The sequence below is a fragment of the Streptomyces misionensis genome, assembly GCF_900104815.1.
GTDB lineage: Bacteria > Actinomycetota > Actinomycetes > Streptomycetales > Streptomycetaceae > Streptomyces > Streptomyces misionensis.
Genome location: NZ_FNTD01000004.1, coordinates 6,940,935 through 6,954,707 on the forward strand (window position 1 = coordinate 6,940,935; position 13,773 = coordinate 6,954,707).

General features: G+C 73.7%; 12 protein-coding genes and 1 pseudogene. 7 read left to right on the top strand and 6 right to left on the bottom strand.

Annotated elements, in window-relative coordinates:
- Positions 1-48: 48 nt before the first annotated feature.
- Together BLW85_RS32965 and BLW85_RS32970 are read right to left on the bottom strand one after the other, a co-directional pair.
- Positions 49-687: a 3-oxoacid CoA-transferase subunit B gene (locus BLW85_RS32965; RefSeq protein ID WP_070029753.1), complete on the bottom strand. Its 639-nt coding sequence runs from the start codon at positions 685-687 to the stop codon at positions 49-51.
- Between the two features lie 2 nt (positions 688-689).
- The gene (locus BLW85_RS32970) at positions 690-1,490 is read right to left on the bottom strand and encodes a CoA transferase subunit A (RefSeq protein ID WP_074994763.1); all 801 of its coding nucleotides are present in this window, start codon (positions 1,488-1,490) and stop codon (positions 690-692) included.
- A 225-nt stretch (positions 1,491-1,715) separates the two neighbouring features.
- Here BLW85_RS32970 and BLW85_RS32975 point away from each other — a divergent pair, with 225 nt between their 5' ends.
- From BLW85_RS32975 to BLW85_RS33000, 6 genes are read left to right on the top strand one after another with little or no spacing between them, the layout of a single operon-like run.
- On the top strand, positions 1,716-2,951 hold the full coding sequence (locus BLW85_RS32975; RefSeq protein WP_070029720.1) for a substrate-binding domain-containing protein: 1,236 nt from the start codon (positions 1,716-1,718) through the stop codon (positions 2,949-2,951).
- Complete coding sequence (locus BLW85_RS32980; protein WP_079172481.1) at positions 2,951-3,763, top strand: ABC transporter ATP-binding protein; 813 nt, start codon at positions 2,951-2,953, stop codon at positions 3,761-3,763. The genes BLW85_RS32975 and BLW85_RS32980 overlap by 1 nt, the downstream gene beginning before the upstream one ends.
- Positions 3,760-4,563 carry an ABC transporter ATP-binding protein gene (locus tag BLW85_RS32985; protein ID WP_074994766.1) on the top strand — a complete coding sequence of 268 codons (804 nt, stop codon included), beginning with the start codon at positions 3,760-3,762 and terminating at the stop codon, positions 4,561-4,563. The genes BLW85_RS32980 and BLW85_RS32985 overlap by 4 nt, the downstream gene beginning before the upstream one ends.
- A complete protein-coding gene (locus tag BLW85_RS32990; protein ID WP_070029723.1) occupies positions 4,563-5,450 on the top strand; it encodes a branched-chain amino acid ABC transporter permease in 888 nt (295 codons plus the stop codon). Before BLW85_RS32985 ends, BLW85_RS32990 begins: the two co-directional genes overlap by 1 nt.
- Complete coding sequence (locus tag BLW85_RS32995) at positions 5,447-6,580, top strand: branched-chain amino acid ABC transporter permease (protein ID WP_074994769.1); 1,134 nt, start codon at positions 5,447-5,449, stop codon at positions 6,578-6,580. The genes BLW85_RS32990 and BLW85_RS32995 overlap by 4 nt, the downstream gene beginning before the upstream one ends.
- Positions 6,577-7,500, top strand: a complete 924-nt coding sequence (locus BLW85_RS33000; protein WP_074994772.1) for an alpha/beta fold hydrolase — start codon at positions 6,577-6,579, stop codon at positions 7,498-7,500. The genes BLW85_RS32995 and BLW85_RS33000 overlap by 4 nt, the downstream gene beginning before the upstream one ends.
- A gap of 30 nt (positions 7,501-7,530) precedes the next feature.
- Here the strand turns inward: BLW85_RS33000 and BLW85_RS33005 are convergent, their stop codons facing one another.
- Positions 7,531-9,483, bottom strand: a complete 1,953-nt coding sequence (locus BLW85_RS33005; protein ID WP_074994775.1) for a helix-turn-helix domain-containing protein — start codon at positions 9,481-9,483, stop codon at positions 7,531-7,533.
- A gap of 218 nt (positions 9,484-9,701) precedes the next feature.
- The gene (locus BLW85_RS33010; RefSeq protein ID WP_070026034.1) at positions 9,702-11,081 is read right to left on the bottom strand and encodes an MFS transporter; all 1,380 of its coding nucleotides are present in this window, start codon (positions 11,079-11,081) and stop codon (positions 9,702-9,704) included.
- A 163-nt stretch (positions 11,082-11,244) separates the two neighbouring features.
- Between BLW85_RS33010 and BLW85_RS40810 the strand changes: the two are divergent.
- A pseudogene (locus BLW85_RS40810) lies at positions 11,245-11,419 on the top strand (transposase family protein); the annotation flags it as partial.
- A 71-nt stretch (positions 11,420-11,490) separates the two neighbouring features.
- Here BLW85_RS40810 and BLW85_RS33020 read toward each other — a convergent pair.
- Together BLW85_RS33020 and BLW85_RS33025 are read right to left on the bottom strand one after the other, a co-directional pair.
- Positions 11,491-13,242 carry an FUSC family protein gene (locus tag BLW85_RS33020; RefSeq protein WP_074996296.1) on the bottom strand — a complete coding sequence of 584 codons (1,752 nt, stop codon included), beginning with the start codon at positions 13,240-13,242 and terminating at the stop codon, positions 11,491-11,493.
- A gap of 20 nt (positions 13,243-13,262) precedes the next feature.
- Positions 13,263-13,706, bottom strand: a complete 444-nt coding sequence (locus tag BLW85_RS33025; protein WP_070026036.1) for a molybdenum cofactor biosynthesis protein MoaE — start codon at positions 13,704-13,706, stop codon at positions 13,263-13,265.
- Positions 13,707-13,773 lie beyond the last annotated feature (67 nt).

Consider the following 13,773-nt stretch of genomic DNA (forward strand, 5'->3'; position numbering starts at 1 on the left):
GCCCGGCACGCGGACGACCGCGTGCCGGGCCGGCGGCGTCCGGGACCGTCAGTCCTCCCCGACGAGAAGCCGGGCCCCGGTCGCGGCCACCACCTCCCGCACGCCGACACCCGGAGCGGTCTCGACCAGCCGCAGCCCCTCGGGGGTGACGTCGATGACACCCAGATCGGTGACGATCCGGTCCACCACCCGGCGACCCGTGGCGGGCAGCCCCAACTCCTCGACGATCTTCGGGCTGCCGTCCCTGGCCACGTGCTCCATCACCACCACCACCCGCCGGGCGCCGTGGACCAGGTCCATCGCACCGCCCATCCCCTTGACCATCTTGCCGGGGATCATCCAGTTGGCCAGGTCGCCGTGGGCCGACACCTGCATGGCGCCGAGCACCGAGACGTCGATCCGGCCGGCCCGCACCATGCCGAAGGAGAGGGCCGAATCGAAGCAGGCGCTGCCGGCGACGGTGGTCACCGTCTCCTTCCCGGCGTTGATCAGATCGGGGTCCTCCTCGCCGTCGTACGGGTAGGGGCCCACGCCCAGAACGCCGTTCTCGGAGTGCAGCACCACGTGCACCCCGTCCGGCAGATGGCCGGGGATCAGGGTGGGCAGGCCGATGCCCAGGTTGACGTACTGGCCGTCGCGCAGTTCCCGGGCGGCGCGGGCGGCGAGCTGATCACGGTCGAGCGGCACGGTCACTTCTCCTCGGACGCGGTACGCGGGACGGTCGTGCCGGCGCCGGTGCGCGCCGGACGCGTGGTGCGGCGCTCGACCCGTTTGCCCAGCGACGTGTCGGCGGCGACCACGCGGTCCACGTACACGCCCGGCAAGTGCACGGCGTCCGGGGGAAGTTCACCCGCCTCGACGACGCGTTCGGCCTCCACCACGGTCACCCGTCCCGCCATCGCGCAGAGCGGGTTGAAGTTGCGTGCCGCCGCGTGGAAGACGCAGTTGCCGTGCCGGTCGGCGACCGCGGCCCGGACCAGGGCGAAGTCCGTGGTGATGGCCTCCTCCAGCAGATGGCGGCGGCCGCCGAACTCCCGTGTCTCCTTGGGCGGCGAGGCCACCGCGACGGCGCCGTCCGCGGTGTGCCGCCAGGGCAGGCCGCCCTCCTCGACCTGGGTGCCCACCCCCGCCGGGGTGTAGAAGGCGGGAATGCCGGTGCCGCCGGCCCGCAGCCGCTCGGCGAGCGTGCCCTGCGGCGTCAGCTCCACCTCCAGCTCGCCGGACAGGTACTGGCGGGCGAACTCCTTGTTCTCGCCGACGTAGGAGGAGGTCATCCGGGCGATCCGGCCCGCCCGCAGCAGCAGCCCCAGACCCCAGTCGTCCACACCGCAGTTGTTGGACACGACCCGCAGCCCGGCCGCGCCGGTCTCCGCCAGCGCGGCGATCAGCGTCGACGGGATGCCGCACAGGCCGAACCCGCCGACCGCGAGCGACGCACCGTCAGGGATGTCCGCCACTGCCTGCGCGGCCGCGGCCACCACTTTGTCCATGCCGTTTCCTTCCCGCCGGGGTCCGTTCCGTTCGTCGCCCCGGCCCGCCGCCGTCTCGCGACCGGGCCGGGTGCTCCTCACCTTTGCCCGGACCGGCGGTCGCGGGCCATGTGTGCCGGTGCCATGACCGGGCCGCGAAGAGCGGTGACCGGCAACATGCCGACCGTTCGGCGGCGCTCCTAGGGTTCCGGCCATCACGCACCGCACTGTCAGGAGTCGATCGCCATGCGTTCCAGCCTCACGGACCCCTTCAGAAGCAGAACCCTCCGCGCGCTCACCCTCGTCGCCATCGGCGCCCTGGTCGCGGGCTGCTCCTCGGCCGGCACCGCCGGCACCGCGTCCGCCGGTTCCGGCGGCAAGGCCGCCCCGGTGAAGGTGGGGCTGGTGTACTCGCGCAGCGGACTCCTGGCCGCCTACGGCAAGCAGTACGAGGAGGGCTTCAAGGCGGGACTGGCCTACGCCACGCACGGGACGAACAAGGCGGGCGGCCATCCGATCGAGGTCACCGAGCAGGACGACGCGGGCGACCCGGCGAAGGCCGTCGCCGCGGCCAAGTCCCTGGTCGGCAAGGGCTGCAAGGTCCTCGCCGGCACCACCGACTCCGGTGTGGCGCTCCAGATGGCGCCGCTGGCCGCGCAGAACAAGGTGCTGTACGTCAGCGGTCCGGCCGCCGCCGACGCGGTCACCGGCGTCAACGCCTACACCTTCCGCTCGGGCCGGCAGTCGTACCAGGACATACTCGCCGCCGGGGCGCTGCTCGGCGACGCCCGCGGCAAGAAGGTCACCGTGCTCGCCCAGAACTCCGCGTTCGGACAGGCCAACGTGGCCGCGGTGAAGGCGGTCCTCGGCACGAAGGGAGCGCACGTCGGCTCCGTGCTGGCCCCGCCGAGCGCCACCGACCTCACGCCCTTCGCCCGCCAGACCCGGGCCGGCAAGCCGGACCTGGTGTTCGTCGCCTGGGCGGGTGCCGGCGCACCGGCGCTGTGGACCGCGCTCGACCAGCAGGGCGTGCTGGACACCAGCAAGGTCGTCACCGGCCTCGCGGGCACCGCCTCGTACCCGGTCTTCGGGAAGGCCGGCTCCAAGATCGCCTTCCTCGCGCACTACTTCCCGGGCGCCGGGGGCGGCAACCCGGTGGAGAAGGCCATGCTCGACGGCATCACCAAGGCCGGCGGCACCCCCGACCTGTTCAGCCCGGACGGCTTCACCGCCGCCCAGATGATCGTGCACGCGATCGAGTCCGGCAGCGCCACCGACACCACGGCCATGGCCAAGGCGCTGGAGGGCTGGAGCTTCGACGGCCCCAAGGGCGCGGAACGCGTCCGCGCGAAGGACCACGCCCTGCTCCAGCCGATGTTCACGGCACGGCTCAGGGGCAGCGGCGACACCGCCCGGCCCGAACTGATCGACAGCATCCCGATGACGGCGGTCGCGCCGCCGGCCGCGGGGACGGCGGGCTGATGTCCTCCTCGAACACGACCTCGCAGAGCACCGCGGAGACCCCGGGCGACCGGGCGGCGGCCGCCTTCCCGGCGCCGGTGCTCCGACTGCGCGACATCGGCTGGACGGTCGGCGGCGCGACCATCGTCGACGCCGTCTCCTTCGACGTCCACGAGGGCGAGTTCCTCGCCTTCATCGGCCCCAACGGAGCGGGCAAGACCTCCCTGTTCAACCTGGTCAGCGGGGTCAGCCCGGTCTCCCGCGGCATCATCGAACTGGACGGCCGCGACATCACCGCCGAGGCCGCCTACGCCAGGGCCCGGCGCGGCCTCGGGCGCACCTTCCAGACCTCCAGCCTCTGGCCCGGCATGACGGTCGCCGACCACGTCGGGCTCGCGGCCCAGGCGGCCGACGGCGGCTCGTACCGGGTCTGGCGCCGCGCCGACCCCTACCCCGCGCTCGTCGACCGGGTCCTGGCGCGCACTCAACTCGCGCACCGCGCCGGAACCTGCGCCGACGCCCTCTCGCACGGCGAGAAACGCAAGCTCGAACTCGCCGTACTGCTCGTCGGCGAGCCCCGGCTGATGCTGCTGGACGAGCCGATGGCGGGCGTGAGCGCCGAGGAGGTGCCCGCGCTGACCGAGCTCATCCGGTCGCTGCACAAGGAAGAGGGACGCACCGTGCTGATGGTCGAACACCACATGGACGTACTGCTGGGTTTGGCCGACCGGGTGGCCGTGATGCACCACGGCACGCTGCTGGCGCTGGACACCCCGCGGGCCGTGATGGCCGACCCCACCGTGCAACAGGCCTACCTCGGGGAGGAGTTGTGACCGCCGCCCCGCCTCCCCTGCTGACCGTGCGCGACCTGCGGGTGGTGATCGGCGGCAGGCACATCCTGCACGGCGTCGACCTCACCGTGGCCGCCTCCGGCACCACCGCCCTGCTGGGCCGCAACGGGGCCGGCAAGACCACCACCGTGCGCGGCGTCCTCGGCCTGGTGCCACGCACCGGCAGCGTGCTGCTGGCCGGAGAGGAGACGGTCCGCCTGGCCACCCACGTCCTGGTGCGCCGGGGCATCGGCTACGCCCCCGAGGACCGCGGCGTCTTCGCCGCCCTCAGCGTGGCCGAGAACCTGCGCCTCGCCGAGCGCAAAGGAGCCGGCGAACCGGCCTACGACCTGGTCCACGAGCTCTTCCCGGAACTCGCGCGACGCGCCCGGCAGGCCGCCGGCACCCTGTCCGGCGGACAGCAGCAGATGGTTGCCATCGCCCGGACCCTGCTCAACGGCAACCGGCTGATCATCGCCGACGAACCCACCAAGGGCCTGGCGCCCAAGGCGGTCACCGAGGTCGCCCAGGTGCTGGAGCGCGTCGCCGAGACCGTGCCGGTCCTGCTGGTGGAGCAGAACCTCGCCGTGGTGCGCCGCCTCGCCCGCCACTGCGCCGTCCTCGCCGACGGCCGCACCGTGCACCAGGGCCCGGCCGGCGAACTGCTCGCCGACGCCGAGGCGGCCCGCCGGCTGCTCGGCGTCGGCGGCACCGGCCGGCGCGGCCCGGCGGGGACACCGGCCGGCCCGCCCGTTCGCACCGCGGCACGTCCCGCCGCCCGGACCACGGAGGCGGACACCTGATGGCCACCGTCGTACTGCTCACCTTCACCGGACTCGGCCTGGGCGCCCTGTACTTCCTGATCGCCTCCGGCCTGTCCCTCATCTTCGGGCTGATGGACGTGCTCAACTTCGCCCACGGCGCCCTGCTGTCCATCGGCGCCTACGGCACCTGGTGGGCCGCCCGCGGCCACCTGCCCGGCGCCGGCTTCGGCGGGGCGGGGTTCGTCCTCGCCGTCGTCTTCGGCACCGCGGTCGGCACCGTCGCCGCCGTGCTCCTCGAAGTCGCCGTCATCCGCCCGCTGTACACCCGCCCCCGCGAACAGATCCTCGCCACGGTGGGTGTGGGCCTTGCCGTACCGGCCCTGCTGTCGGCGGTGTGGGGCGCCGACGCCCGGCCCTTCCCCGGGCCGCAGGCACTGTCCGGCACGCTCGGCGTGCTGGGGGCCGAGGTGCCGCTCAACCGCCCGGTGCTGATCGCGGCGGCCCTGGCGGTCCTCATCGCGCTCAAGGTGTTCCTCGGCCGCACCCGGCACGGACTGGTGGTCCGCGCGGGTGTGGAGGACCGCGCGATGGTCACCGCGCTCGGCATCGACGTGCGCCGGGCCTTCACCCTGGTCTTCGCCCTCGGCGGCGCGGCAGCGGCCCTCGGCGGCGCCCTCGGCGGCCTCTACTTCGGCTCCGTCGATCCCGGCCAGGGCACCTCCCTGCTCGTCTTCGCCTTCGTGGTCGTCGTGACGGGCGGCATGAACTCGCTCACCGGCACCGCGCTGGCCTCGGTGGCCGTGGGCCTCGTCCAGCAGTTCGCCAACTACTACACCACCGCGGGGCTCGGCGACGTCGCCGTCGTCGTCCTGCTCGCCGCCCTGCTGCTCGTCCGGCCGCGGGGGCTCACCGGGAGGCTCGCATGACCACCGCCACCCAGCCGCGCGGCCGGGCCCGCACCGCGGACCGGCCCGCCGCCGGCCGCTCGGGAAGACTGCGGCGGGCCACCCGCTGGTGGCCGCTGCCGATGCTGGCGCTCCTGTTCACCGTGCCCTACGGCGCGCTGCCGCTGCCGGGTCTGCTCGACGGCCCGATCGGCAGCCCTGGCAACCTCCAACTCCTCGCCCTGTGCCTGGTGTTCGGCGGCCTGGCCACCGGCTACGACCTGCTGCTCGGCCGCACGGGGCTGCTGTCCTTCGGGCACGCGCTCTACTTCGCCGCGGGCACCTACGTCACCAACACCGTGATGCTCGAAGCGGGCCTGCCGTTCGCCCTGTCCGCGCTGCTCGGGCTGCTCGCGGGGGTGGCGCTGTCCGCCCTGCTGGGGTCGGTCGCCCTGCGGGTCGGCGGCATCGGATTCTCCATGGTCACCCTGGCCTTCGCGCAGGCCGCGTCGATCCTCGTACAGCGCGACCCCGGCGGTGTCACGGGCGGCGAGGAGGGCCGGGCCGCGCCCGCCGACCGGCTGCCCGCCTCGCTCGTCGGCATCGACCACACCGCCAACCTCTACTGGATCGCGCTGGCCTACCTGGTCGTGGTCCTGGTCGTGGTGCAGTGGACGGTCCGCTCGCCCATCGGCCGGGTCTGGGAGGGCATCAAGGAGAACGAACGCCGGGTGGAGGTGCTGGGCCTGCGTCCGTACGGCTTCAAACTGGCCGCCTTCGTCCTGGCCGGCACCCTGGCCGCGCTCGGCGGCATCGTGTACCTGCTGCTGACCGGCGGCGCCACCCCGCGCACGACCACCTCCGACTTCACCCTCTCCCTGCTGGTGATGGTGGTGCTGGGCGGTTCCGGAACCCGGTGGGGGCCCATGGTCGGCGGCATCCTCTACACCTGGGCCGACCAACGGCTCGGCGACCTGGCCGGCTCCGGCACGGTCGCCGCCCTGCCCTCCGTCGTCAGGGTGCCGCTCTCGCAGCCGCTGTTCCTGCTCGGCACGCTGTTCGTCGTGGTGATCTACGTACTGCCCGGTGGTGTGGTGCGGCTGCCGGCCCGGTTGCGCGCCGTCCGTCCGCCCCGCACCGCGACCGACCCCGAGGAGGTCTCCGCCTCATGACACGCACACCCGAGGAGTTCGAGGTACCGGTGCCCGGCGGAAGCCTGGCGGTGCTGCGCTGGCCCGCCGACGACCCGGGCGCCCCCGTGGTGGTCGCGCTGCACGGCATCACGGCCAACGGCCTGAGCTGGGCGCGCGTCGCCGACCGGCTCGCCGGACGGGTCACCCTGGTGGCGCCGGACCTGCGCGGCCGGGGCCGCAGCGGGCGGCTGCCCGGCCCGTACGGCATCGCGGCCCACGCCGACGACACGGCCGCGCTGGTGGCCGCGCTCGGCGCGGGGCCCGTGGTGCTGACCGGCCACTCGATGGGAGCCTTCGCCGCGGCGGTGACCGCGGTGCGCCACCCGCACCTGCCGGCGGCGCTGCTGCTGGTGGACGGCGGTGTCGGCTTTCCCGTCCCGGCCGTTTCGGACCCCGACGCGCTGATCACCTCCGTGATCGGCCCGGCCATGCGGCGGCTGTCGATGACGTTCCCGGACCGGGACGCCTATCGCGCGTTCTGGCGGAGCCACCCGGCCTTCGCCGCCTCCTGGTCGGCGTGGGCGGACGCCTACATCCAGCGCGATCTCGTGGGGGAGGAACCCGAACTGCGCTCCTCCTGCGCCCTGGAGGCGGTCCGCACCGACGGCGTGGACCAACTCGGCGAGGAGGTGTCGGGCGCGGTGCGCCGGCTGCCCGTCCCGGCCGTACTGCTGTGGGCCGAACGCGGCCTGCTGGACGAGCCGCAGGGCCTGTACGACGAGCGGCGGCTCGCCGCCGCGGGCCTCGACCCCCGCCTGGTGCGCACGCGGCTGGTACCCGGCACCAACCACTACACCATCCTCGTCGGCGACGAGGGCGCCCGGGCCGTGGCCCGGCACCTGCTGGCGGCGGCCGGCGTGCCGGGGCCCGGGGAACCGGCCGCCGTGCCGTCCCGGTGAGCACCCCGGCCCCTCGGCGGCAGCCCCGCGTCAGGCGCCCGACAGCAGGTGCAGACGCAGCGCGAGCTGGAGCTCCAGGGCCCGCTCGGGGGTGTTCCAGTCGGGGCCGAGCAGCGCCTGGACGCGGTCCAGACGCTGCACCACCGTGTTCACGTGCACATGCAGCTCCTCCTTCGCCCGGGTCAGGCTCCCGCCGCGGTCGAAGTAGGCGCGCAGGGTGCGGACCAGCTGGGTGCCGCGCCGGGCGTCGTACTCCAGCAGCGGTCCCAGCACGGCGGTGACGAAACCGTCCACGTCATGGCCGTCGCCCAACAGAACCCCCAGGAAACCGAGTTCGGCGACGCTCGCGCCGTGCCCGGTGCGCCCGAGCACGCGCAGCGCCCGCAGACAGCGCAGGCCCTCGGCGTGTGCGTCGGCGAGGGCCCGCGGCCCGGCGGCCGGTCCGGCGCCCGCCACCGTGACCGGTACGCCGGTCAGTTGGCCGAGCTGCCCGGCGGCGGCGCGCGCCGCCGCACCGGGACCGGTGCCGTCGCACGGGAGCAACAGCACGGCGGCGCCCTCGTGTTCGGCGCTGATCCCGCCGTTCCCGAACAGGTACTGCACGGCGGCGTCGGCGAGCCGCCCCCGGGCCGCGTCGTCGGCCCGGGCGACGAGCAGGACATGCGGGCGGTCGAGGTCGATGCCGAGCCGGCGGCCGCGGGCCACCAGACCGGCCGGGTCGCGGTCGGGCGCGGTGAGCAGATCGGTGACCAGGTCGCCGCGGACCCGGTTCTCGGTCTCCGCCACCGAACGCCTCAGCAGGAGCAGCAGGGAGGTGACGACGCTGCTCCGCTCGAACAGCCGCCGGTCGGGGTCGTCCAGCTCCGGCCGCCCGTACAGGACCAGACAGCCCAGCAGTTCGTGTCCCGCCAGCACGGCGCAGACCCAGCGCCCGTCCCGGAAGACCGCGTGGGCGGTGGCGCGGGAACTCTCCGCCGCCGCGACCAGCGCCGCCGCGTCCTCGGCGCCACCGGCGTCCGGCGCGCCCCGGGTGAGCGTCCCGCCGTGCTCGCCGACCGCGGTCAGCGGCCACCCGGAGCCGTCGTGGACCGCGACGTCCCCCTTCAGCAGACCGGCCACGGCGGCGGCCACGTCCGACACGTCACCGCCGCGCAGCACCAGATCGGTGAGCCGGTCGTGTGACTCGGCGGCACGCTGCATGGCCGCGGAGTGCTCCCGGATCACGGTGTTGGCCTCGGCCAGTTCGGCGAGCGCGGCCCGCGCGTCGGCCATGGCCTTGGCGGTGTCGATGGCGATGGCGGCGTGGTCGGCCAGCGAGCAGAGCAGGGCCACCTCGTCCGGGGCGAAGGTGCGGGGCGTGCGGTCCGCGGCGAAGAGCGCCCCGATGACCTGGCCGCCGCTTCCCGACCCCAGCAGCAGCGGCACCCCGAGTATCGCGACCAGACCCTCGTCGAGGACCCCCGCGTCGATGCTGCCGGTGTGGACGAAGCGGTCGTCGGTGCGGTAGTCCGGCGAGGCGTAGGGGCGGGCGGTCTGCGCGACCAGACCGCCGAGGCCCTCGCCCAGTTGCAGCCGCAGATTCTGGAACAGCTCCGACACCGAGCCGTCGGTGACCCGCATGTAGGTGTCCCCGGCCTCCTCGTCGGGCAGCGTGAGATACGCCGTGTCGGTGCCCAGCAGCATCCTGGCCCGCCGGACGATGGACCGGAGCACCGCGTCCAGGTCGCGCAGGGACGCCAGGTCGCCCGCGGTGTCGAAGAGCGCGGTCAGCTCCGCCTCCCGGCGCCGGTGCTGTCTGAGCGTGCTCTGCACCCGCAGCGCCGCTTCGGTGGCCTGCTCGACCTCCGCGAGGTCCTGGGCGGTGGCACCGCTGCGCCGGGCCTCGACGGCGACGGCGCCGAGGTCTTCGGCGGGCGCGCCCGCGGCGAGGAGTTCGAGCAGCCGGCGCAGGTGCGGGGCGACGGAGGCGGGTCTGTGCGGCATGGGCGGACAACCGTTGCGAAGTCGGGGCGGGGACCGGAAGTCGGGGCGGGGACCGGACGTCGGGGCGGGGATCGGGGGAGAGGGGCGGGGAGGGCCGGGGGCGGGACCGGGCCGAGGGAGTCGGGGGACGGGGAGCGGGCGATGGCCGGGGAGGGCCGGGGCCCGTCCCGGCCAGGGCGGACTCCGGCCCTCCCCGGCCGGGCAGCGGTGCCGGTCCGTCAGGCGGACGTGGCCGCCTGCTGGTCCGCGGCGGGCCGTGCCGCCGAGCCGTCCGGCTCGATGGCGGCCAGGTCCCGGCCGCGCGTCTCACGGGAGGCGACGACGGCGATCACGGTGACCAGGGCGGCCAGCGCGACGTACAGCGAGATCGGGGTGGAGTTGCCGTAGGAGCCCAGCAACGCGGTGGCGATCAGCGGGGCCGGGGCGCCGGCCGCCACCGAGGACAACTGGGCCCCGATGGACGCGCCAGTGTAGCGCATACGGGTGGCGAACAACTCGGAGAAGAACGCCGCCTGGGGCGCGTACATGGCGCTGTGGAAGACCAGTCCGACGGTCACGGCGAGCACCAGCGCGGGGAACGACTTGGTGTCGAGCAGGGCGAAGAAGGCCCACGACCACACTCCCACGCCGACCGCGCCCACCAGGTACACCGGCTTGCGCCCGACCCGGTCGGAGAGCGCGCCGAACAGCGGGATCAGACAGAACTGCACGGCGGAGCCGATCAGCACCGCGTTCAGCGACGTCTGCTTGTCGATCTTGAGGTGCTCGACGCAGTAGGTGAGCACGAACGCCGTGATCACGTAGTACGAGATGTTCTCGGCCATCCGCGCGCCCATCGCGACCAGGACGTCCCGCCAGTGGTTGCGCATGACCGCCACGAACGGCAGCCGCTCGGCGCGCTGTTCCGCCTTGCGCCGCTCCGCCTGCGCCAGCGCCTGCTTGAACAGCGGGGACTCGTCGACGGACAGCCGGATCCACAGCCCCACCATGACGAGCACGGCGGAGAGCAGGAACGGCACCCGCCAGCCCCACGAGTCGAACGCGTCGTCGCTCAGCACGGTGGTCATCAAGGACAGCACCCCGACGGCGACCAGGTTGCCGGCCGGCGCCCCGCCCTGCGGCCAGGAGGCCCAGAAACCACGCCTCTTCGCGTCCCCGTGCTCGGAGACCAGCAGCACGGCGCCGCCCCACTCGCCGCCGAGGGCGAAGCCCTGGATCAGCCGCAGGGTGGTCAGCAGCAGGGGAGCCGCGACGCCGATCGTGCCGTATCCGGGCACGCAGCCGATCAGCGCCGTGGAGAGCCCCATCATCAGCAGGCTGATCACCAGCAGCTTCTTGCGCCCGAGGCGGTCGCCGTAGTGTCCGAAGACCACGGCGCCGATCGGCCGCGCGGCGAAGCCGATGGCATAGGTGAGGAAGGACAGCAGGGTGCCGGTCAACGGATCCGTCTCGGGGAAGAACACCCGGCCGAAGACCAGCGCGGCGGCCGACCCGTACAGGAAGTAGTCGTACCACTCGATGGTGGTCCCGATGAGGCTCGCGGCGACGATGCGGCGGAGGTTGGACGGGGTCGGTGGAGCGGCTGCGGGGGAGGACATCGGCACCACTTCCTGGCGGTCGACGGGGGACGTTCGTGTGTCGCCACACCGTAGGAACGTGCAGGTCAGGGGCGTATGTGGTGGGACACCGTAGTTCGAGGCGTCGGAGTGTGTGTGGTCACCATGGAGGCGGTTCCGAGTCTCTTTGAGGGCATGGTTCGGAGTCGAACAGCGGGAGCGCGACCGTCACGGACACTCTGGCGACCGCATCACAGTCGAACACGCCCCTCGCCGACCACAAACGCTGGAAGCGACTGACGCGCTGGACCCACCGCCGCGACCGCCTGCCGGACACCTACCGAGCCATCGCCGGCCTCGTCTCCGACCGCACCGCCAGCACCTGGGAACAGACCACAACCAGGCCGGACCCAACCGCTGTCACGCACCGGCTCGTTACTCGGTGGCGGTGTCATGGCCACCGGGCAAGCCGGTCCAGCAGTTGGTAGGCACGCTGTTCCACGGCGGCGAGTTCGGTGGGGTCGATCTCCGCGGGCCACAGTTCGCCGGCTGCGGCGTCGTCGGCCTCGCGCAGCTCCACCACCGCCGCGGCCAATCGCATCCGAATGACCGGGATCGACCGCTCCAAGCCGTCGGTCAGCGCCCGCTCCGCATGCTCGGCGGCCTGGGCGCAAGCGGCCATGGCTCGCTCCGCCCGGGCCGCTGCACGGTCATGGACCACCAGGAGCGCGCAGCCCAGCCCCATGAGGATCCCCAGCACGCTGCCCACCCCCCGCTCCAGGACGAGCGCCCGCGCCGGCTCCGGGGCGGCCAGTTCGGCCAGCAGCAGCGCCAGCGGGGTGAGGAAGGTGACGCCAAGACCGTAGTTGCGGGCCACGACGTATTCCAGCAGGAACTCCAGAAGAACGATCACGAGAACGAGCACGGTGGGCCCCGGCTCCGCGGCCAGCAGACCAAGGGTGAGTGCCAGCCCGGCAGCCGTCCCCAGAGTGCGCTGGACGGCACGTTGCGCCGCGATGCGGACATTGACCGAGTGCAGGACTGCCGCGGCGGTGATCGCCGCCCAGTAACCGTGCCCGAGACCCAGGACGACCGCCAGAGCACCCGCCAGGCCGGTACCCAAAGTCATCCGCAGGGCGGGTACCAGCAGGACAGAGGCATGACCGGGGCGCGGCCCCACCAGTAGTCTGGTGGCGCGGCGGGTGGCGGGACCGGCCGTCTCGGGCCCGGTCTCGGCGGAGCCCCGGACGGTGCGGGTCGGCGCGGCCATGGGCGGGAACAACAGCTCGGGCAGCAGGGCGGGGGCCGGGCGGCGCAGGTCCACGAGAAGCCGGACCTGGCGACGCAGGTTGCGTGCCACCTTGCCGGGGTTGTCCGGCGGCCGGCGTGCGGTGTCGATCAGCAGCGACCAGGAGAGGTCGGTCAGGCGCACACAGACACTGCCGCGGACACCTCGCCCGGCCGCGGGTGGCAGGAGGCCGAGAGACCCGTACGCCAGCAGGACCGCGGAGGTGGCCCGGTTCCGGAGGGGCCGATCCTCCTCCCCCGCACCGCTCGCCTCCAGCAGCTCTGCGACTGCGCGCAGTGCCGCGGCCACAGCAAGGCGCTGTGGCCGGTCCGGGTGCACGAGTCGGCCCGACACGGCCACGGCCCAGACCGCGGCCGCTCCCGCCGCGGTCAGCGCGGTCCGCGGCAGGACATCGGCGAAGGAGGCGGGTGAGGCATTGGCCGCGACAGCGAACGAGAAGAGCAGTAGCACCGCGCCGAGCCCGCCCAGCCGCGTGGCGTCACAGGCGAACTTCGCCAGTCCCGCCACCACGGCCATCGCCGCGACCACCACGGCGGCACCGGCTCCCCCCTCCCACGGCTGGGCCCACGCGGCGAGAGCCGAACCGCAGCCCACACACAACGTCATGGCCACCCCGACCACCGCAAGAACCCGAGCACGCCTCGGGTAGGGCAGGTTCGGCCCGAACGTGGTGGTGAACGAGCCCAAGATCGTGTAGACGGCGTAGTCGGGCCGCCCGACCAGCAGCAACGGCAGGACGGGCAGCGCCGTGGCAACGGCGGCCTGCAGGGCATGGGCAAATGCCCCGTCCACCTTGCGCAGGGCGAGCGCACCGCGTGGTGAGAGCACGCGCGCCACGGCCGCCGAACACCGCCGGCCACTCCCCGCAGGGCGAGAAGAGTGCATACTTCCCATGGTCTGAAATACCACCTGCTTCACGTGCCGACCCACTCCTCGCCGCCGTCCGAGAAGATCTGGTGCTTCCAGATCGGCACCTCGTGCTTGAGGTCGTCGACCAGGCGGCGGCAGGCGGTGAACGCCTCCGCGCGGTGCGGGCAGGAGACGGCCGCGATCACGGCGATATCACCGATCGCCAGAAGCCCGGTCCGGTGGACGGCGGCGAGGGCACGGACCGGGAAGTCGGCGACGACCTTCCCCGCCACTCGGAGCAACTCGCGCTCGGCGGTGGGGTGGGCGCTGTATTCCAGTGATACCACCGACTTGCCGTCGTCGTGGTCTCGTACCGTACCGACGAAGAGGGCGGTGCCGCCCGCGGTGGGGTCGCCGACCGCGGCGTACACCTCGTCGAGGGAGAGCGGGGTGTCACGCAGTTCGAGCAGCCGGATGGGGTGCGCGAAGGCATCTGGACAGTGCGGCATGGTTCGGTCCGGAGTCAGAGGTCAGACGGGTGGGCGTCGTGGTGGGTCCGGCGTATGACGGGCAGGC

Bases quoted from the DNA above. Each gene is read 5' to 3' on its own strand.
- BLW85_RS32980 (WP_079172481.1), top strand. From the start codon at position 2,951: ATGTCCTCCTCGAACACGACCTCGCAGAGCACCGCGGAGACCCCGGGC.
- BLW85_RS32995 (WP_074994769.1), top strand. From the start codon at position 5,447: ATGACCACCGCCACCCAGCCGCGCGGCCGGGCCCGCACCGCGGACCGG.
- BLW85_RS33025 (WP_070026036.1), bottom strand. From the start codon at position 13,706: ATGCCGCACTGTCCAGATGCCTTCGCGCACCCCATCCGGCTGCTCGAA.
- BLW85_RS33020 (WP_074996296.1), bottom strand. From the start codon at position 13,242: ATGGGAAGTATGCACTCTTCTCGCCCTGCGGGGAGTGGCCGGCGGTGT.
- BLW85_RS33005 (WP_074994775.1), bottom strand. From the start codon at position 9,483: ATGCCGCACAGACCCGCCTCCGTCGCCCCGCACCTGCGCCGGCTGCTC.
- BLW85_RS32990 (WP_070029723.1), top strand. From the start codon at position 4,563: ATGGCCACCGTCGTACTGCTCACCTTCACCGGACTCGGCCTGGGCGCC.
- BLW85_RS33010 (WP_070026034.1), bottom strand. From the start codon at position 11,081: ATGTCCTCCCCCGCAGCCGCTCCACCGACCCCGTCCAACCTCCGCCGC.
- BLW85_RS32975 (WP_070029720.1), top strand. From the start codon at position 1,716: ATGCGTTCCAGCCTCACGGACCCCTTCAGAAGCAGAACCCTCCGCGCG.
- BLW85_RS32970 (WP_074994763.1), bottom strand. From the start codon at position 1,490: ATGGACAAAGTGGTGGCCGCGGCCGCGCAGGCAGTGGCGGACATCCCT.
- BLW85_RS33000 (WP_074994772.1), top strand. From the start codon at position 6,577: ATGACACGCACACCCGAGGAGTTCGAGGTACCGGTGCCCGGCGGAAGC.